At 46.2% G+C, this 19,085-nt stretch carries 16 protein-coding genes and 1 pseudogene; 7 read left to right on the plus strand and 10 right to left on the minus strand.

What is annotated here, in order from left to right; all coding sequences use genetic code 11:
- The 6 genes and pseudogenes from ACOJTG_RS09800 to ACOJTG_RS09825 form a co-directional block, all read left to right on the plus strand.
- Positions 1-583, plus strand: a 583-nt coding sequence (locus ACOJTG_RS09800; RefSeq protein ID WP_420153658.1) for a glycerophosphodiester phosphodiesterase, incomplete at its 5' end; no start/stop codon positions are given.
- Between the two features lie 11 nt (positions 584-594).
- A complete protein-coding gene (locus ACOJTG_RS09805; protein ID WP_420153659.1) occupies positions 595-1,989 on the plus strand; it encodes a metallophosphoesterase in 1,395 nt (464 codons plus the stop codon).
- Between the two features lie 5 nt (positions 1,990-1,994).
- Positions 1,995-2,843, plus strand: coding sequence for an ROK family protein (locus tag ACOJTG_RS09810; RefSeq protein ID WP_420153660.1), 849 nt, complete (start codon positions 1,995-1,997; stop codon positions 2,841-2,843).
- Between the two features lie 17 nt (positions 2,844-2,860).
- Positions 2,861-4,029 (plus strand): annotated as a pseudogene (locus ACOJTG_RS09815) (substrate-binding domain-containing protein).
- 503 nt (positions 4,030-4,532) lie between these two features.
- Positions 4,533-5,180, plus strand: a complete 648-nt coding sequence (locus ACOJTG_RS09820) for a helix-turn-helix domain-containing protein (RefSeq protein ID WP_420153661.1) — start codon at positions 4,533-4,535, stop codon at positions 5,178-5,180.
- Between the two features lie 71 nt (positions 5,181-5,251).
- A complete protein-coding gene (locus ACOJTG_RS09825; protein ID WP_420153662.1) occupies positions 5,252-6,658 on the plus strand; it encodes a S41 family peptidase in 1,407 nt (468 codons plus the stop codon).
- A 135-nt stretch (positions 6,659-6,793) separates the two neighbouring features.
- Here ACOJTG_RS09825 and ACOJTG_RS09830 read toward each other — a convergent pair whose 3' ends face one another.
- From ACOJTG_RS09830 to ACOJTG_RS09870, 9 genes are all read right to left on the minus strand, one after another.
- The gene (locus ACOJTG_RS09830; RefSeq protein WP_420153663.1) at positions 6,794-7,297 is read right to left on the minus strand and encodes a DUF6691 family protein; all 504 of its coding nucleotides are present in this window, start codon (positions 7,295-7,297) and stop codon (positions 6,794-6,796) included.
- 3 nt (positions 7,298-7,300) lie between these two features.
- A complete protein-coding gene (locus ACOJTG_RS09835) occupies positions 7,301-7,876 on the minus strand; it encodes a YeeE/YedE family protein (protein ID WP_420153664.1) in 576 nt (191 codons plus the stop codon).
- 187 nt (positions 7,877-8,063) lie between these two features.
- The gene (locus ACOJTG_RS09840; RefSeq protein ID WP_420153665.1) at positions 8,064-9,470 is read right to left on the minus strand and encodes an MBL fold metallo-hydrolase; all 1,407 of its coding nucleotides are present in this window, start codon (positions 9,468-9,470) and stop codon (positions 8,064-8,066) included.
- A gap of 56 nt (positions 9,471-9,526) precedes the next feature.
- Positions 9,527-10,324: a sulfite exporter TauE/SafE family protein gene (locus ACOJTG_RS09845; RefSeq protein WP_420153673.1), complete on the minus strand. Its 798-nt coding sequence runs from the start codon at positions 10,322-10,324 to the stop codon at positions 9,527-9,529.
- 78 nt (positions 10,325-10,402) lie between these two features.
- Positions 10,403-11,038: a Crp/Fnr family transcriptional regulator gene (locus ACOJTG_RS09850; protein ID WP_420153666.1), complete on the minus strand. Its 636-nt coding sequence runs from the start codon at positions 11,036-11,038 to the stop codon at positions 10,403-10,405.
- A 337-nt stretch (positions 11,039-11,375) separates the two neighbouring features.
- On the minus strand, positions 11,376-12,236 hold the full coding sequence (locus ACOJTG_RS09855; RefSeq protein ID WP_420153667.1) for an alpha/beta fold hydrolase: 861 nt from the start codon (positions 12,234-12,236) through the stop codon (positions 11,376-11,378).
- A gap of 251 nt (positions 12,237-12,487) precedes the next feature.
- Complete coding sequence (locus ACOJTG_RS09860; RefSeq protein ID WP_420153668.1) at positions 12,488-13,021, minus strand: DinB family protein; 534 nt, start codon at positions 13,019-13,021, stop codon at positions 12,488-12,490.
- 553 nt (positions 13,022-13,574) lie between these two features.
- Positions 13,575-14,249: a LytR/AlgR family response regulator transcription factor gene (locus ACOJTG_RS09865; RefSeq protein ID WP_420153669.1), complete on the minus strand. Its 675-nt coding sequence runs from the start codon at positions 14,247-14,249 to the stop codon at positions 13,575-13,577.
- 27 nt (positions 14,250-14,276) lie between these two features.
- Positions 14,277-16,124, minus strand: a complete 1,848-nt coding sequence (locus ACOJTG_RS09870) for a histidine kinase (protein WP_420153670.1) — start codon at positions 16,122-16,124, stop codon at positions 14,277-14,279.
- 488 nt (positions 16,125-16,612) lie between these two features.
- Between ACOJTG_RS09870 and ACOJTG_RS09875 the strand changes: the two genes are divergently transcribed.
- Complete coding sequence (locus ACOJTG_RS09875; protein WP_420153671.1) at positions 16,613-17,113, plus strand: ankyrin repeat domain-containing protein; 501 nt, start codon at positions 16,613-16,615, stop codon at positions 17,111-17,113.
- 96 nt (positions 17,114-17,209) lie between these two features.
- On the opposite strand, the gene ACOJTG_RS09880 is transcribed toward ACOJTG_RS09875, so the two are convergent.
- Positions 17,210-19,085: catalase (locus ACOJTG_RS09880; RefSeq protein WP_420153672.1), on the minus strand; the 1,876-nt coding region annotated here is incomplete at its 5' end.

The following is a 19,085-nucleotide window of genomic DNA, read 5'->3' on the forward strand; positions in this document are numbered from 1 at the left end:
GCATGACGGAACGTTAGATCGAACAACAAAGGCGAGTGGGCCAGTCTCCGATCATACCTGGGAAGAACTGAAATCCATTCCGGCGGGGAAAGGCTGGCCGGATTTTAAACAGCCCATTCCTACGCTTGCTGAAGTCTGTCAGCTGGTCACCCGCTGGAATGCCGATCATCCTACTAAAGCGAAATTGTACGTAGACTGCAAGGCGGTAGAGCCGCGGCCCCTAGTTCACGTACTGAAAAAATACAACCTTGAAAAAGAGGCGATTTTTTACGGAAGCGATGCGTACCTGGCCCAGTTAAAGCAGGAAGATTCAAGTCTTCGGCTCATGCCCTCCTTTCCAAAAATGGGTAACTGGCAGGAAAAAGCCGAACGTTTGAAACCTTATGCCTTTGATGTTGCTGCGGAATTACTGACCCCTGCCTTAGTGGCCGAACTGCATACACATCATATTCTGGTTTTTGTCGATTTATTAGATCATAAAGATACCCTTCTCTGGTACCAAAAAGCCGTGACTTGTGGCGTGGATTGCATTCAGACGGACCACGTTACTGAACTTCGGCGTGCCCTTGCCCAGATGCCCTAACTTATTTCATCATGCTCAAAAAAGCTTGTCTTCTTTCCCTTCTGTCTGTATCGATAGCTCAGGCTCAGGAGCACAAATCGTATACGCCAACAGCTTTCCCCGATCGTCTGATCATGGGTTATCAGGGAAATGTGGCCACTTCACAATCCATTAACTGGCGGACGGATTCAACCGTGATCAAATCAGTAGCGGCGATTGTTGAAGCGGATGCCTCACCCGATATGGTTGCCAAGGCCCAAACCATTGATGCTCAAACCGAGCGAGTGGTCCTGGAAGGGAAAACCGTGCATTACCACTCGGTTCACTTTACAAATCTTAAACCCGCTACCCAGTACGCGTATCGGGTAGGTGACGGTACGCATTGGAGCGAGTGGTTTCACTTCACAACGGCTCAAGATAAACCGGCTCCGTTTTCGTTCCTGTATTTTGGGGATGCTCAGAATGACATTCGTTCGCTTTGGTCGCGGGCCATTCGGGGAGCTTATTCCAAGTTGCCCAACGTCCAGCTCATTTTGCACGCCGGGGACCTGATCAACTCTTCGAACACGGACTGGCAATGGGGTGAGTGGTTCGAAGCGGGCGGCTGGATTAACGGTATGATCCCTACGCTGGCTGTGCCGGGCAACCACGAATATTTCAAAATGGAAAATGGGAATCGCCGGGTATCTTATCACTGGCGGCCATCTTTTGTACTGCCCGAAAACGGTCCACAGGGATTAACGGAAACGGCGTATTATATCGATTACCAAGGAACTCGTTTCATCTCACTGGATTCACAGGGAGCTTTACTGGATTCCGTAGTTTTGGAAAAACAGGCCAACTGGCTGCTGGATGTCCTTAAAACCAATCCGAATCGCTGGACCATTGTTATGCACCATCACCCCGTGTATTCTACGTCCAAAGGGCGGGACAATGATGAGTGGCGAGACCGCATGGAACCCATTTACCGCAAATACGGTGTAGATCTGGTTTTACAGGGCCATGACCACACCTATGGTCGGGGATTAAATATGCCCTTGGGAAAAAGTCGGAAACAACCCGATGGACCTATTTATGTCGTTTCCGTGAGTGGGCCAAAAATGTACGAGATTGGCTTGCAGGACTGGATGAACCGGGCGGCCTCGAATATTCAGCTTTTTCAAACCATTCAGGTAAGTCAGGATAACTTGACGTATCAATCCTATGCCGTAACGGGTGAGAAATACGATGCTTTTGAACTCATCAAAAATGCCAAAGGCAAAAACAGGCTGGTAGATCACGATCCTGAGTTACCCGCCGAACGACTAGAGCTTCCGGCGGAGTATCAGAAACGCAATACGCCTCAGCAGAAAGAAGAATATCGCAACCGATTTCAGGAGTACAAAGCCCGTAAAGAAGCCGAGTTGAAGAAAACAAGTAATCGATAGTATTCATGAGGATTGGCGTTGATTTGGGAGGAACGAATATCCGGGCAGGTCTTGTGCACGGGGGTGAAGTACACACCCTCCGCCGCCATATACTGAAGCAAAAAGACTCTCTTACGCATACCTTATCTCAGCTCATCGACCTGATTCGTCCTTTATGCCAATACCCGGTTGAGGGTATTGGCATTGGAGTACCTTCGGTCGTGGATGTGCGAAAAGGCATTGTCTATCAGGTCGCTAATATTCCCTCCTGGGAGGAAGTACCGTTAAAAGACATTTTGGAAAAAGCGTTGAATCTTCCCGTCTGGATTAATAATGATGTCAACTGCTTTATACTCGGGCAGTATCAATATGGTCTTGCCCGTACCTATTCTTCGGCTCTTGGTCTGTGCACAGGGACGGGGTTGGGAAGTGGTCTCATACTGAACGGTGAGTTGTATATGGGATCTAATTGCGGAGCCGGGGAAATTGGCATGCTGAGTTATCTGGATCAAACCCTAGAGTACTACTGTTCGGCCGCCTTTTTCACGGATCTCCACCAAATCACTCCATTAGAAGCGTATGAACTGGCTACAATCGGTAATCCTCGTGCGTTGATGCTCTGGGTGGAATTCGGTCGGCATCTGGCTCAGGCTATTAAAACAATTTTATATGCTTACGACCCCGAGATTATCCTAATGGGGGGGTCCATTTCTAAAGCCTTTGCCTTTTTTGAACCTTCGATGCGGGCTCACTTATCGGATTTTTCGTACTCAGAAACCCTTCGTCGCCTTCTGATTCTCCCTTCTGATGATGAAAATAGTGGTGTTCTGGGAGCAGCAGCCCTGGTCAGCTCTACCCCTGCGATCGGCTACTAAATCGCTCCTGCTTCGCTATGTACAAAATCATTTTACTGATCGATTTTTCCGAAGAATATAGCAAAGAATTACTCAAAGGCATTACCCGTTATTCCCGGGAGAAAGGTCCTTGGATTTTTTGCCTCATGCCCCTCTACAATCGGGAGACGCTGGGCATGGAAGGCATTCTTGATTGGGCCAAAGAATGGGGAGCCGACGGCATCATTGGTCAGCTTTATAATGATTCTAGCATTGGTACCATTATAAAGTCAGGTATTCCAACCATTGCTCAGGATTTTAAAGAACGTTTCACCCAGATCCCTAATATCACAGGGGCACACCGCGAGGCGGGAGCAATGGGAGCCGATTATTTTCTTCGTAAGGGCTTTCGACATTTTGCCTTTTATGGTTTTGAACACATCGTTTGGTCCCGTGAACGATCGCAAGGTTTTGAAGAGCGATTGCATCAGGTGGGATACTCCGTCCATTACTTCGAAAATCAGGAAGAAAGCAGTGAAGAGTTATGGTATTACAAGCCCAGTGCGTTGAGCCAGTGGCTTACATCATTACCTAAGCCTATCGCCATCATGTCCTGTGATGATCGTTTGGGTTTGCATATCACCGAGGCCTGCCGCCACTCGGGCATTCGTATTCCACAGGATGTAGCAGTATTGGGCGTGGATAATGATGGCATGTTCTGCGAAATTTCCGATCCGCCGCTTTCCAGTATTGCTCAGATGCGGAAAAAGGTGGCTATGAAGCTGCTCGTTTGCTGGAATCCATGATCAAACATGGAACGGACAAGTTTTATAACATCGTAGTTCGACCCACTCAGATCGTAACGCGACAATCTACCGATATTTATGCTACTCAGGATGAATCCATTGCTATGGCTTTGAAATTCATTCACCAAAATATTGATAAAAACCTCCAGGTCGAAGATGTAGTCAAACAACTCCCCCTTTCCCGTCGAACGTTAGAGCTTCGGTTTCAGCGATCGGTGGGTTTTCCAATTTACAAGTACATGCAGAACTTGCGAATGGAAAAATTCTCTAAAAAGTTACTGGAGACGGATCAGGCTATTTTTGATATTGCCTTGGATCTTGGCTTTACGGACACTAAAAATGTAGGTCGTCAGTTTAGACAAGTCTATGGTTATTCTCCGCAGGAATATAGAAGTCGTTTTAAATATACGCCAGTGAACTAATCCATTTGTTGTATTGGATCTGTTCTTAGTACACCCCAAAAAAAGATTCAGGACGTCTTTACTGAATTGGTTCATCGTCTTCCCTTAGAGAGTCTAGCGTTTAATTCGCACACGTAACTGGTGCGGGTACGCACGGCCAAACGAATAAGTTTCCACTTGCCGCCAGTATACTTATCTTTATCTTCCATTGATAGCTCAACATGATCCGGTCAGCGTGACTCGACCAGCGTGGCCCGATCGCATCCTGAATTTTCGTTGATGAATCTCATCCTGTTGCTTGAATCTTTATTTAGTTCTTTCGTTCAAGTGCATTTACCTATGATCAAGCTTTACCCAAGCATCCCATGAACCTGGAATTCTATAGGCCTACGTTAGAGGCCTTAAGGCCCTACATCGAGGGGTACTACTTTATTTCCCCTAGTGAACATTCCAGTAATCTTCATTATTGGACCTTCCCTAACAATTTCTTTATTGTTTCCGTAAGTCAGGACGTAGCTATTGAAATGGGGGAAAATAAACTCATCGTTAGACACTCCGCTCAGCCAACGGTTCTCTCCAACTTTGTTTCCCGTTATACGACGCCCATTGAAGTACTTTACGATGGACCCATACTCGAAGTAACCATTTATTTTAAACCCCTAGGAATCAATCAATTTATTGAGGATCCGCATACGCTTTTTAAACAAAACACCGCCCTCAATTTTAATCCCTTTCCTGATTTTATTCCTAATATGACCGAGATTCTCGCGACTTCAGATCGAATACTTCAGCGAAAAAAGTTGGAAGCGTATTGGCTTTCAAAGCTACAGATCAAAGCGTTCCAACCCATCACAGAGGTTATCTTGGCTCTTGAATCCGAAGAAAGAATAGAGGACATTGCTCATAAAAATGGCTTTTCAAGGCAGTACCTCAGTAAGCTCTTTAGCAAGGTCGTCGGTAAATCCCCGGTAGAATATCGCAAAATTCATCGCTTTAGAGCGGCTATAGCGAAACAAAAAAATATGAAAAGTTTAACGGAGCTCTCGCACGAAAGCTTGTTTTACGATCAGTCTCACCTCATCAAAGATTTTAAGCAATTTACTTCCGTAAGCCCTTATACTTTCTTTAAAAAGGTAGACACCGATCAGGAATACCTTTGGCTCTTTATCTAAAGGGTTTCCATTTTTACAATTTCAGCAAATCAGCCCCGCCTACCTTTGCCCGACAACTGATTTGTATCCCGATGAAACCATTACTTTACCTGTCTGCCCTTTTAGTACTACTTACCCTACCCCTCCAAGCCCAACCCCTCCAGTGCCCCTGTACGCAAGCGTTGAAAAAGTTAGTGCTCAAAGTAGAACGCGAATACCCTGGTTTTTCGAGTAAAACCAAGGACTCCTCCCTCTATCAAAGTCTGAAGCAAACGCTTCATAAACAGGCAAAGGGCAGGGACGCGAAGGGCTGCCCGCGTGTATTGAAAGCCTATACGGATTTTTTCAAAGATCCGCATCTCTGGGTGGGAGCGAATGGCACTCCCTTCGCAGCGGCTACTCGTACCTTTAGCGAGAAACTGACGATTGATTTAAAGGAATTTGAGAAAAATCTACAAACCACGTCGGACAGTCTGGAAGGCGTTTATACCATGCCAGGATACAAGGTTGGTTTAAAGAAGACCCCTGCTAACGAGTACATCGGGTTCATCCTTGAGTCTGCCTCCAATGCCTGGAGACCGAAAGACATTAAATTCAAGTTGCTTACCGATGGTAGCTTTACGTACGCCTTGATGGATCGATCCATTCAGAAAGGACAGTATCAAAGCTTTTATGGAGCCCTTTTGTTTTTAGAGCAAATCCAGGTAGTCTTGACGAAACAAACGCCCAAACCCCGCATCGACAACGTCCAGATCGAAAGCCGTCGCAAAGAACTGGAAGGTTTTTACTTCAAAAAAGTATCAGAAAAGACCTCAGTTTTGAGATTACCTAGTTTTGAGTACCAGCACCTAGAGACGATTAATCAGCTACTTACCGAACAGACCGCCTTACTGGAATCCAGTCAAAACCTGATCATTGACTTGCGGGGCAATCCCGGCGGTACGACGGATGCCTACCAAAAACTACTCCCCTACATTTCAGGAAAATTCATACGCCATACCGGAGTCGAATTTCTGGCTACTCAAACGTATATTAATAATTTAGAAACGTATAAAAAAAGCCTGGGTAAGGATACGCCAACGCAGAAAATGGATCAACAGATTCAGACATTAAAGGCAAATTTGGGAAGGTTTGTAAACTTTACCAGTACCGGAAAATCTTTCTTTATAGATACCCTAACCGTAGCTCTTAAAAGTCCTCAGCAGATTGTTATTCTTGCCAATAAAAGCACGGGCAGTTCGGCGGAATATTTTTTATTTATTGCCAAGCAAAGTAAAAAAGTCAAGGTGCTCGGCACCCCCAGCTACGGAGCCTTGGATTACGGAAATGCCTATCTAATTGACTTTGATTGCCCTCCCTATCAATTATTCATGCCCACGTATCGAGCCTTACGGTTGCCGGACTACCCCATCGATAACATTGGCATTCAACCCGATGTGTATTTGGATCCGTCAATCAGGGATTGGGTAGCCTTTGCAAGGGATTATTTAGAACAATAGCTTATCCCTGTACCCTGAAAGGCAAAAAAGTGACTAACTACAGCCGGGGAGCGACCGAATTTGTGGGCTCTGCTAGCGTAGATGAAGTGCTGAGCTTAGGGTGTTCGGATTAAGGAGCAAAACGGTTTCAAATTTTTAGTGAGGCAGGTCGTCTCTAAAATAGCCGTATACCCAAGTACCTCCAATGGCACTCAGCAAAGTGACCCCTACTATTAAAAAGCCACTACCTATTTGAGCAAAGAGTGGTCCCGGGCAAGCACCCGTCAGTGCCCATCCCATGCCAAAGATCAATCCCCCGTAGATTTGTCCTTTGTGGAAGGTTTTAGGAGCGATAGTCACCGTTTCACCTTGCCTGGTTTTAATATTAAATCGCTTGATGAGCCAAACTGACCCCATTCCGACGAGTATGGCACTACCAATGACGCCGTACATATGAAAAGAGTCCACTCGAAACATTTCCTGGATTCGAAACCAGGAAATGATTTCCGCCTTAACAAAGACGATTCCAAAGAGCGTACCCACGATGAGATAGTTTAGCAGTCCTGAATCCAGTTTACGGGGCTTCCTCGTACTAAGTTGCGATTTCAGGGAGTCGTCTGGGCTTTGGGTAGAAATTCTATTGGTCAGTGAAGTAGCCATGGCTTAGTTTACGAATTTAAAAAGGTAAGGCAGAAAGAGATGGGTCATGGTAAAACCACCCACCATGAAACAACAAGTAGCTACCAGCGAAGGCCACTGCCGATTTGATAGCCCCATAATGGCGTGGCCGGAGGTACATCCACCGGCCCAACGCGTGCCAAAACCGACGAGAAAGCCCCCGATAACGAAAAAGAATAGTCCTTTGAGGGAAAACAGATTTTGCGGGGCAAATAAATCAGCAGGCATCAGGCCAGAAAAGTCCTTGATGCCGTAGGCACGCAGGGCCGCCTGGGTAGCAGGTGCTAGCTTAAAGGCTTGAGTATTCTCTAAAAACTGTGTTGCCAGAATGCCACCCAGGAACACCCCTCCCACGAAAAACAAATTCCAGGCTTCTTTTTTCCAATCGTAGTGGAAGAAGGGAACCTTTGCCGGCAGGCAAGCGGCACAAACGTGTCGTAGCGAAGAGGAAATCCCAAATGACTTGTTACCTAGCAACAATAAGGCGGGTACGGTCAGTCCAATCAGCGGGCCGGCTACGTACCAAGGCCAAGGCTGACTAATCCAATCAATAAAATTCATAAGTAGATAGTTAATTTTAAAGTGGTCTTCACGCGTAAACGAGTCCCGAGCATTTCTAACCTCAGGATTGATGCGAAAGGGTTAGTTTTAGGATCGGCCGCCCCTTCAATAGTAGCCTCTTCCATTCGCTGCAACTCTATTGAGCATAGAATCTCCAAAATCGCCCTTTCTTCTTGTTTTCACTCTTTTACATGGGCACCGATAACGTCGCCACGGGATTGTTTTGAGCTACCCATTCATTCATACTGGGGGCATAGCTACGGACATTCGTAAAACCCTTGGCCCGTAACAACGAATACCCAATGGTGGCCCGATCACCGCCCTGACAGTAGATGATGACGGGTCTATCCCGACTAACTTCATCCAAATGCTCAGGTAAGGTGCCTATGAAGAGATGTTCCGCTCCTGGGACATGCCCGTTTCGGTACTCTGAGGCACCACGTAGGTCCAGAATCTGAGCATCTCCGCGATTGACATACGTTTTAAACGTATCCAGATCAATGATATCGGCTTTCTCTAAAGGAATGCCTAATGCGGAGACATCCGTCACGTAACCAAAGATGTCATCCAAACCGATTCGCATGAGCATCCGGGTTAAGTCTTCGATCTGGTGGTCGTTTGCCACCAACATAAACGGCTCCTGGTAATCCATCAACCAGCCCATCCAGGTGGCGAAAGCATTATTACCCTGAATCGTTAAACTACCCGGCACAAATCCTTCCGCAGTGTGGGCTTTACTACGCGTATCAATGAGCTTTACTCCCGCTTCCAGAGCTTGAATAACTTCTTCGGATGTTAATTTTCGGGGCGTAGGAACACTTTTAAGTAAGGAACGATCTACCTTATTGAGCTTCTTCATCTGAGCAAAGTAGCGGGGTGGTTCGGGCTGATCACTTAGCAGGGAGCGGACAAAATCTTGCTCATTATCAGCCTGTAGTAAAGCCCAATTGCGTAATTTCTCGTAACCAACGGTCGTGCTCGGTACGGCCCCTAAAGCTTTGCCACAAGCGGAGCCGGCTCCGTGGCCCGGCCAGACCTGCACAAAGTCAGGCAGGTTACTGAACTTGGACAGGGAGTCTAGTAATTGCTTTGCCCCGATTTCCTGCGTACCAACCCATCCGGCCGCTTTTTCTAGTAAGTCAGGACGTCCCACATCGCCTACGAACACAAAATCGCCCGTAAAAAACATAACCGGATGGGGGGAAGCGGGAGTATCCGTCAGTAGAAAACTAATGCTTTCGGGCGTATGACCGGGCGTATGAATAACCGCCAGATTTAGATTACCAACCTTAATGACGTCTCCATGGTGTATTCCGATGTGGTCGAACTCGTACTGCCAGTCCGGTCCTCCTTCGTTGGATAGATACAGGGTCGCACCCGTAAGAGCAGCCAACTCACGCGAGCCCGATAGAAAGTCCGCATGAATATGGGTTTCGGTGACATGCGTAATGCGGAGACCCTTTTGCTTGGCAATCTCCAGGTACGTGTCCACATCCCGTTTGGGATCAATTACGATCGATTCACCGCTCTTTTGGCAACCGATCAAATAGCTAGCCTGGGCCAGCGTCTGGTCATAGATGTGTTGAAAAAACATAACAAACGTAATTAGTCAAGGAAAAAAGTGTTGCGTACATTCAAGCGATCTCTGCTTTATAAGCTCATCTCACGAACCATGATGTAAAGCCCCATGAGAAGTACAAACCAGCCAAAGGCCTTTTTCAGTCTTTCGCCTGATACGAACTGAGCTAGATACATTCCAAGGAAAATACCCCCGATTGCGAAAGCAGTGAATAGTAATAAAAAAGACCAGTCAATGGGAACCATAGAAATCCCGCTGATGAAGCCTACTGAGGTATTGAGAGCAATGATGAGCAAGGACGTACCCACGGCCGTTTTCATGGGTAAGTGAGCCAATAAAGCCAGGGCTGGAATGATCAAAAAACCACCTCCCGCTCCAATAATGCCGGTTAGTATTCCCACCAAAATTCCTTCAAAGGCTAGGAGCTTCCCGTTAAATGAGAGTGGTAGTTCGTTGGGAGAGGCATCGGCTTGACGGATCATACTATACGAAGCGACCAGCATAACTATAGCAAACAGAATCATGAAGGCTACGTTTTTGCTGAGTATGAACGTAGGTAGGATGATAAGCGGGTCAGGAATCGCGGGCACTAGGTACTTTCGCGTTAGGAAAACGGCCAGGAACGAGGGAAGAGCAAAAATAGCCGCAGCTTTATAGTCGACCTGATGCTGACGCATGTAGCCCACTGACCCCACCAGTGCGGTTGTTCCGACCACAAACATCGAGTAGACCGTGGAAATAAAAGGATTGATTCCCAATAGATATACCAGCACCGGTAGGGTTAGTATACTCCCCCCTCCTCCAATCAATCCCAGACTGACTCCGATCAGCACGGAGGCCGAATAGCCCGCTAGTTCTAAAGACGACATCATTTACTTGATTTTTAAGCAAAGGACGCGTCCCTGTCTACGGACTTCCGTGACAAATGTTACATACGCTTGAAAAAACTACAGGATTGTAATTTTATTTCTCATGAGTTTAATAAGCCCTGTTTTTTCCATCTGCTTAAGCAATCGGGAAATGACTTCCCGGGAAGTAGCCATCTCTTGGGCGATTTCTTCGTGCGTAATCGACAGGGTTGAGCAGCCGCAACTACTCGTTTTCTTTTGCAAATACGTCAGTAGGCGTTCGTCAAGTTTGTGGAAGATCACTTCGTCGACCGTTTGCAGTAAACTGTCGAATCGTTTTTGGTACGTCTGAAACACAAACTGCTTCCAAGTAGTGAATCGGCACATCCACTCCTCAACTTTTTCAACCGGAATGCTAATCAGCCGGGTATTTTCTTCGATGATGGCCGTTACCTGACTTTGTTTGGTAGCAAAGCAACAGCTAAGCGACATCGCACAAGTATCCAACCCCCCTAGGTAATATAAAAGGGCTTCCCGCCCTTCCGGATCGGGACGCATCACTTTAACGGAACCCTCAATGATAATAGGGACCGAACGAATGTACTCCCCCGGGCGAATCAAATAAGCTCCCGCCGAAACGGTCTTTAGTTGGCCTACCATAGCCATTTCTTGAGTCAACGCTAATTCGAATCTACCTTGTAAAATCTCCTGTAAATAAGCCGAGGATACATTCATGACACCCAGTGTATTCTAAAATAATGATTAAGCACGTCAGTAGACCGTTACCGATCTTTCCATGTGTATTCTTACCCCAGTATCGGGCTTTCTTTTGAAAAAAGACGGGCAGTAACAACAGCGTTTTTTGCCCGTAGAATTCATAAGTTTCTTCAAATGGCCACCCGATTGGGTTTTCAAAAGTATCCATTTCCTAATCATTAAACCACCACAAAAGACCGCATTCTATTTTCATTACGGACGTTTGAAAGTTCGATTTGCTTCGAAAAGAGTGCTTCATCCTTGGGTTGACCGTATCAATAACGTCCTAGTACTGAAGTGTCGTTTCAAAGGCCCCTTACTGAGGAGCATTTCTTTGATTCAGAAATTCAATCGCGATCCTAGCCAGTATAGATCCTTTCTCCTCGGGCATTTCGTGTCCGACATTCGGATACACACATAATTGCCCATAGCGGAGTGCTTTATACATGGCTATCGTGTGCTCAAGTTTAATCAGGTCTCGGTCCCCACGAATCAATAATACCGGTACGTGGATGGCGGTGAGTTTTTCGTCTGGGATTTTGATCTCCCTGGCCCACATTTTCTGATTGTCCTCCCAAAACTTGATCCACTTCTCCGGTTCTGGATTCATCCGCTGATAATGTTCTAACCAATCTTTATCCTCCTTGACCGCTTCAACCGTGTATTCTTTCAATACGTTACGTGCCTCCTCGGTTAGTCCGCTTGCTTTGGCGTTCGACGCACCACTTACCACTTTCTTTATTTTGTCGGGCCTGTTGGCTGCCAGCAGTAAGGCCGTGTTTCCGCCCAGGCTCCAACCCATCACATACGCACTATCGAGTTTTAACTCGTCGATCAACTGCGAGTAGTACTCGGCCATTCGTTCGCCACTCAAAGTCTCCGCGTGCTCCGAGCGACCGTGTCCCGGAGCATCCGGTGCAATCACCCGGTAGTGTTTTGACAGTTCGGGTATAATACCTGACAAGTTTTCTATCGATCCTAAACCCTGGTGCAAAAGCAACAACGGAACGCCTTTCCCATACTCCTCGTAATAGATTTTTGTATGATGTATGGCTATATATTTCCCGTTATTGGATCCATACGTAATAGGCTTTTTAACCTGTGCCGTAGGCTTTTCTACGTGATTGCAGGAAGCAATGACCCAACTAATTACGATAAATTGAAGGACTTGTTTCATCTTGATTTGGCCGAATAGTACGATTAGCTCTACTATGTAAATTTCAAGATTAAATAGATTATTCTTTATAAAAATATTAACTAAAAATGTACTTCTAAATCTTAAAGTTTGTGCACTAAAGCACTTTCCCGAACTAGGCCTGCTTCCCTAGCCATTTTCTATTAACCAATGGCTAGGTAGTATGTACTAAGCCCCGCCCAAACTATTGAGTGAATGGTTTGGGCGGGGCTTAGTCGGTAAAGACGAGAAAATTAGAATAATTTTTCCTGAGGTGGAGTTACGCCTGCTAGCCGCAAGTAAACGGTAGTTTGTCCCCGGTGATGCGTCTGGTGTTCAAAATCCTTCGCTAGAACCATGGCCCGCGTCATCTCGAACCGGCCAAAGACTTTGACCTTTTCATTGAGCTGAGTGGGTTTCAGTTTCTTGATGCCTTCAATCACAAAGTCATACCCTGCTAAGACGAGCTTGGTCACATTCGCTTTCGATAAATCCGTCGTCGATTTTTCCAACTCACCCATTCCATAGGGGCTTTTCTCACCCGTAGCGGCTGAGGCAAATCCGTAATTGGCATCGGTTAAATGAAGCATTTGCTGGGCAAAAGACCGGATTTCAGCCGTTGGCTTGAGGCTATAGCCCGACTCAGGCATGGCATCCAAGTACTCTTTAGTGTAGACCTTGGCCCGCTCCCACTCTTTGACGTTTTCTTCAATGGTCATTTGGGCCTGTGAAAATTGAACCAGTCCAAGAAGCAGACACAGGGTAGTGATTACGTTAATCTTTGTCATCGTTTGATACATATGTTTGGTATACAAATAAAGTGTTATTTGTATGGATTGAAAATTAGGCTAGTCTCTGCCTATTAGTAACGCATTGTCTTTCAGCTGAAAATAAGTAGTAGCTGCGGTTTATTTATGATTTACGTGTGACGAGTAGCTGAAGGCACTTCTTCTGTCTCTAGTCAACAACCCTTCAAATCCGTGGTATTATCTCCGCAGATTGGTAAGCACAACATCTTCTTCCTCAAGCCAGATCATTGAAATGAGTACATCAATTCCCTAAAATACTGCAATCACTATTGATGAAGTGAATTCAGACGGAGTCTGTTCATACGACTTATGAAAGGGAAGAATCTGGAAGTAATCAATTTGGAGATCACCCCGGCGTTCTTTATACAGCCTAATTCAAGTAGAAGTATACCGTACCGCTAAGAAAATGTAGTTAATGGTCAGATGCACCTTTCGTGAGATAAACAATTGCCTTTAGTACACGGCTCCTCCGCTCAGCAGCAAAGACGAATCTGATTGTTTTCTCCCACTCTTTAGTTTGTTTTGGGGTATTTTACAGCAAGGCTTCCACTTGTGCACGATAAGAAACTCCGATAGGAATTTGCCGTGAGGCCATTTGAATTTCTGAACGACCCATTCGCTGGATGTATTGGATGTTAACCACAAAAGAGCGATGTACACGAACAAAATCACCCGCAGGAAGCAAATGCAGCAATTCGGGCAAACTGCTTCGAATGAGAATGGTTTGGTGTACCTGACAGATTTTAACGTAATTATCGGCTGACTCCAGATACTGAATCAGGTGGGGCTGAATACCTACCCACTCGTAGCCATCCTTGACAAAAAGGGGAGTTGAAGCAACTACAGAGGATGAGCGGTTCCGAGCCCTGATCTTCTGAGTAGCTTGCAAAAAACGATCGAAGGCAATGGGTTTGAGCAGATAATCGACTACTTCCAGCTCATAGCCTTTTAGGGCGTATTCGGGGTAAGCCGTAGTGAAAATCACCGCCGTTTGCTTGCGAAGAATTTCTGCGACTTCCAGCCCATTAAACACGGGCATATTAACATCTAGAAAAACTAAATCGACCGGTTTCGAGCGTAGAAAATCCATTGCTTTACGGGGATTGGTAAAGGTAGCTTTAAGCTCCAGGAAAGGAATCCGTTCGGCAAAGGTTTGAATAATCTCCAGAGCAATGGGCTCATCATCGATGGCTAGACAGGTAAGCATGGAAGGATATATTAAAAACCGAAATAGCTAGTAAGGGTCTAGATGAATGCACAGGTATACCTGATAAGTATGTTCATTCGAATCTATCTCTAACGTATGCTGACGGTCATAAAGTAAATGTAGCCGTTTCTTCACATTTTTTAGACCAATCCCCGAGCTGCTGGGTAAGGTAGTTTGGGGAACCACGGTATTAGCAAGCTTCATTTCTAACTGCGATCCCTTACAACTAATCTCCAATCGAATCCAACAGGGAGCATCCGTGCGAATACCGTACTGAAAGGCATTCTCGATGAAAGGAATCAGTAAAAGCGGTGCGATCGAAAGTGCAGGTATCTGTATAGGCAGTTCCGTTTGAATGACAATCGATGTATCCGTAGGAATTCGTTTCCGCTGAAAGTCAAGATAGGCTTTAACAAATGTAAGCTCGCTAGCTAAAGGTACCTGCTTCTCGGCATCCGTATCCTGTACATAAGCCATGAGAGCGATTAATTCCTGAACACTTTGTCCGGTAGCTGTACCCAATAAAGAAGGCTGGCCCCTGAGCAGCGATTGAAGCTGGTCGAGTAAATATGGATTACTCTGTTGCTTTTTTTGCTTTTGTAACTGCTTTTCCAAATACCTCGACTGCTGATACCAGAGAATGGCCTGGTACACAACCGCAGTACCTAAGTAGGGAATAATGCTCGATACCCAAATTACCCATACGCTCCTTAGCATCCGCAGGTAATCCATAAACGTATGCGTAACCTCCCAGAAATACTGCGTCCCATAGCCGTAGGTAGAGCCTTGATAGGTCGAACCGATTCTCACTAGCCACTGGTTAAAGGTAAATTGGATATTTATAACCATCCAATACGCACACGCTAGTACCCATAGCCCTGCCAGGTAGGTTAGTCCTTTCCATACAAGGGCAGTACCCACGTCTTTTTTGGTCCATAAGCGTTGGAATAAAAACCTAAAGTGGATATACGTGAAGATTGACCAGCTTAAGGCTTGTACCAAAGCCCCTTCTACGCCTGTGATGATCTTGTACCATACAAAGGGGAGAAAAGCATTCCCCGGCGTTGAGTGTGTTAGGTAGTGTAGATAGGCATAATGGGCAAAGCTCACAAATCCTAAACCTACTGATACTTTGTCTAGCACCTTCTTTGCAGAAAATTCGGGGACTCCCAAGGCCGTTTCAACGGTTAGCATCTTGCGTGCTTGGGTAGCTATCTGTTGAATGGTTTCAGTGATGGAAGACTGATTTTCCCGCAAAGATTGACCATAAATCGTATTCAGAGCATTGTATAAAAAGTGCGGATTAATCTGGGCTTTTAGCAGCCCTAACTCGGATTCGCGGGCCGCTAACGAAAGTTGCCTACGTCGATAAAAAGTATCTACAGCTAAGTAACAGAATCCTAACAGACTATAAATGACTAAAGAACCCAGTAGACTGGAGAAAGCCCATGTTCTTTGAGGCCATCCGCTTAGGGCCTCCATGAAGCTTTTGATTGCGTCCCCCGGATGCATTATGCGGTCAACGTAAGTTACAAAGGGGATACTCTTCGGTAGATTGACGACCTCTAAGGTCACTTGACTCAGAAGAAGAACACCTGCAAAGCAAAAGATACGACCGAGAAGGCTCTTGTTCAGCTCCGTTGAAAAAATGGATTTGATGATAATCTGATAGCTTAGTAAGCCCATCAGAGCGAATACGAAGGCTACTAACAAGGTACTCGTATACAAATAAAGGGTGTCCTTTGACAGATAGTATTTAACTAAATACCAGAATAAAAAGAGGACGATAAATTGAGTAATAAAAACTGTTCGGTGACGAGAAAGGTGGAGCATATCCTTTGTTTCATTGGTAAAACAAAGCAAATAGCTCAACATTCGGTAAAAAAATAAAAGGGATGAATCGCTAATCAGCTGGGGTGAATAAGCTTGCTGATTACAGTAATAGGTTGGTAGTGCTTCTAATAAACTCAACTATTACCTTAGTCACTTGTCGTTTGAGCAAATCTATAGGTCAGCAACACTAGCAAATGAGCCAGTGAATACGCCAGCATTTTATCTCCGCTAAATCTAGATTTCTTTCTATTCCACTTCGGAACGTTCCCAACAATTCGTGCAGGTGACTTTCCAGATACTTGTTTTATTACTAGAAAAACCATTTCATTCCCAAAATCTCTGGTGCAAATAACGTTACGAAACTGGAATGCACTTAGCCATCGAGAATGCTTGTGCCGTATATTCCATGGGCGTGCTGTTAGGAAGCATGCCCTAAGTCGTGCGGTTCATAGCCAGAGCAACTCCGGTGCTGGTATACTATTTGTGCAACCTAGGAAGACAGACTTGTTTTGTACTTACTAAAACCTACGATGACCGAATCTACCGTTGCTGGCCTTACCAATCTGGAACCCGTACTTATTCACGCCGCCCGTTTGGGAGAAACGGCTGTTATTCAGGAATTAATTGATCGTCATACCAATGTCAACGCTCGTGATGAGAAAGGATATACGCCCCTGATCATTGCCTGTTATAATCATCAGTTTGAGGCGGCCCGGCTTCTGCTTCAGGCCGGAGCTGATGTCAATGCTCAGGATTTTGGCGGAAATACGGCACTCATGGGCGTAAGTTTCAAGGGCTATACGGATCTGGCCGAGTTACTTATTGCTCAGGGAGCAGACCTGAATTTGCAGCACGGCAATGGCGGAACCGCCCTGATGTTTGCCGCCATGTTCGGCCGAAATGAAGTAGTGAAGTTATTGCTCCAGTACGGAGCCGATAAAACGATTCGGGACGTACGAGGCTTAACCGTGATGGACCTGGCCTTGCAGCAGAATAATACCGAAGCAGCTGAATTACTGAAAGATGAATAGCTATACAACGTAGCACCTAATGCGTTACATGTAAAAATCGCTATTAGGAAAAAGCCCAGCCTGAATTCATCAGACTGGGCTTTTTCTTAGTGAAACCTACGCTGGAATTTTTCTTGGTTTTTCCCGTTCCCAGAAACGATGCTGGGCAATCGCTTTCGTAAACAAGTCGGCCAGTGTCGTAGAATCATCGCTTACGACCAAACCTTCCCGTAAGACAGTATCTTCCGAGAAGTCGGCCGGTAGTTTTTTCGCAAAATACGTTGACTCCAGTACCTGCAGAGCTGAAGCGTGAGCCGCAATGGGCTTGCAGTGTTTGAACGCTTCGTTTAAGAAATGAACGGCATCGGCATCTGCTTCTACCGTAGCAACACTATTCGTTCCTCCGGGTACGTATACCGCATCGTATAACACGGATGCCGCCGTCAGGAAACTGTGGTCGACGGGAATTTCAGTATTGTCGGCAGACAGAATGAAATTGAGTCGCGGAGCAATCACTTCGACTACGGCACCTTCGGCTTCCAGCTTGCTTTTTACGGTCTGGAGCGATTCTGCGTCTACCCCATCGGCAGCCAGAAAAGCGATTTTCCGCGTTTGAATGCTGTCTTTAATGGTATTAGCCATGCTCAGAGCTTCCGAAGAAGTCAGAGAGCCTTCTACCATGACGGAATCATAATCCGCAGGATCTGCATCGGCTGGAACACTGTGATTCACGGGCAAAGCCGGATCCTGGGGTACGGGAATGCGTAACGCAAAGGCTACCTCAGCGGCCAGGTTTTTATCGATCAGTGACAAAATACCCAGCATACGTTCCCGGATGGCCACGGTTTTCACCTTGCCTAATTCGAAGCTTAACGCGTCAATGATGTGATTCTTCTCGGGTTCCGACTGACTGTTGAAAAACAGCCGGGCCTGACTGAAGTGATCCATGAAGCTCTTGCTGCGGGCTCGTACTTTTCGGGCTTCAATGCGTTCGGGATAACTGGAAAAGCCGCCTTCCGAAGACTTCGCCTGTTCAGGATAACCGTCACCTAATGAATTGGGGTGATAACTCGCCTTTCCCTTATTGATCATCTGACGCATGTGACCGTCCCGCTGGTTATTGTGTACCGTATTCAGGGGCCGGTTGATGGGAATTTCCTGAAAATTAGGTCCTCCTAAACGTAACAGCTGCGTATCCGTATAGGAAAACAAACGTCCCTGTAACAACGGATCATTGGTGAAATCAATACCCGGTACGACGTGTCCGAGGTGGAAAGCCACCTGCTCGGTTTCCGCAAAGAAGTTATCGGGATTACGATTCAACGTCAGTTTGCCAATGCGTTGTACGGGTACCAATTCTTCGGGAATGATTTTGGTCGAATCGAGCAGATCAAAGTCAAATTTGAATTCATCTTCTTCGGCTACAATCTGAACGCCCAGTTCCCATTCCGGAAAATGACCGCTTTCAATGGCATCCCATAAGTCGCGACGGTGAAAATCGGGGTCTTTCCCGGAAATATTCTGAGCCTCGTCCCATGCCACCGAGTGAACACCTAACAAGGGTTTCCAGTGAAATTTAACGAAACTCGATACACCTTCCGCATTGACAAACCGGAAGGTATGAACGCCAAAGCCTTCCATCATCCGATAGCTGCGGGGCAGGGCCCGGTCGCTCATGGCCCACATAACCATGTGAGCAGATTCGGGCATCAGGGAAATAAAATCCCAGAAGGTGTCGTGAGCGGAAGCGGCCTGCGGAATTTCGTTATCCGGTTCTGGCTTAACGGCGTGAATGAGGTCCGGAAATTTAATGGCATCCTGAATGAAGAATACGGGCATGTTGTTCCCTACCAAATCAAAATTACCTTCCTGCGTGTAGAACTTGACGGCAAAACCGCGAACATCGCGGGCCAGATCCGTCGATCCACGCGAGCCAGCAACGGTTGAGAAACGTACGAAAACCGGCGTTTCCAGCGAAGGATCATTAAGAAAC

This window comes from Siphonobacter sp. (genome assembly GCF_048595215.1).
Classification (GTDB): Bacteria; Bacteroidota; Bacteroidia; order Cytophagales; family Spirosomataceae; genus Siphonobacter.

What these genes read in the sequence shown, in the direction of transcription:
- ACOJTG_RS09820 (WP_420153661.1), top strand. Translation starts at nt 4,533, where the DNA reads ATGGGGGAAAATAAACTCATCGTTAGACACTCCGCTCAGCCAACGGTT.
- ACOJTG_RS09860 (WP_420153668.1), bottom strand. Translation starts at nt 13,021, where the DNA reads ATGACAAAGATTAACGTAATCACTACCCTGTGTCTGCTTCTTGGACTG.
- ACOJTG_RS09840 (WP_420153665.1), bottom strand. Translation starts at nt 9,470, where the DNA reads ATGTTTTTTCAACACATCTATGACCAGACGCTGGCCCAGGCTAGCTAT.
- ACOJTG_RS09845 (WP_420153673.1), bottom strand. Translation starts at nt 10,324, where the DNA reads ATGTCGTCTTTAGAACTAGCGGGCTATTCGGCCTCCGTGCTGATCGGA.
- ACOJTG_RS09835 (WP_420153664.1), bottom strand. Translation starts at nt 7,876, where the DNA reads ATGAATTTTATTGATTGGATTAGTCAGCCTTGGCCTTGGTACGTAGCC.
- ACOJTG_RS09825 (WP_420153662.1), top strand. Translation starts at nt 5,252, where the DNA reads ATGAAACCATTACTTTACCTGTCTGCCCTTTTAGTACTACTTACCCTA.
- ACOJTG_RS09805 (WP_420153659.1), top strand. Translation starts at nt 595, where the DNA reads ATGCTCAAAAAAGCTTGTCTTCTTTCCCTTCTGTCTGTATCGATAGCT.
- ACOJTG_RS09870 (WP_420153670.1), bottom strand. Translation starts at nt 16,124, where the DNA reads ATGTTGAGCTATTTGCTTTGTTTTACCAATGAAACAAAGGATATGCTC.
- ACOJTG_RS09875 (WP_420153671.1), top strand. Translation starts at nt 16,613, where the DNA reads ATGACCGAATCTACCGTTGCTGGCCTTACCAATCTGGAACCCGTACTT.
- ACOJTG_RS09830 (WP_420153663.1), bottom strand. Translation starts at nt 7,297, where the DNA reads ATGGCTACTTCACTGACCAATAGAATTTCTACCCAAAGCCCAGACGAC.
- ACOJTG_RS09850 (WP_420153666.1), bottom strand. Translation starts at nt 11,038, where the DNA reads ATGAATGTATCCTCGGCTTATTTACAGGAGATTTTACAAGGTAGATTC.
- ACOJTG_RS09810 (WP_420153660.1), top strand. Translation starts at nt 1,995, where the DNA reads ATGAGGATTGGCGTTGATTTGGGAGGAACGAATATCCGGGCAGGTCTT.
- ACOJTG_RS09865 (WP_420153669.1), bottom strand. Translation starts at nt 14,249, where the DNA reads ATGCTTACCTGTCTAGCCATCGATGATGAGCCCATTGCTCTGGAGATT.
- ACOJTG_RS09855 (WP_420153667.1), bottom strand. Translation starts at nt 12,236, where the DNA reads ATGAAACAAGTCCTTCAATTTATCGTAATTAGTTGGGTCATTGCTTCC.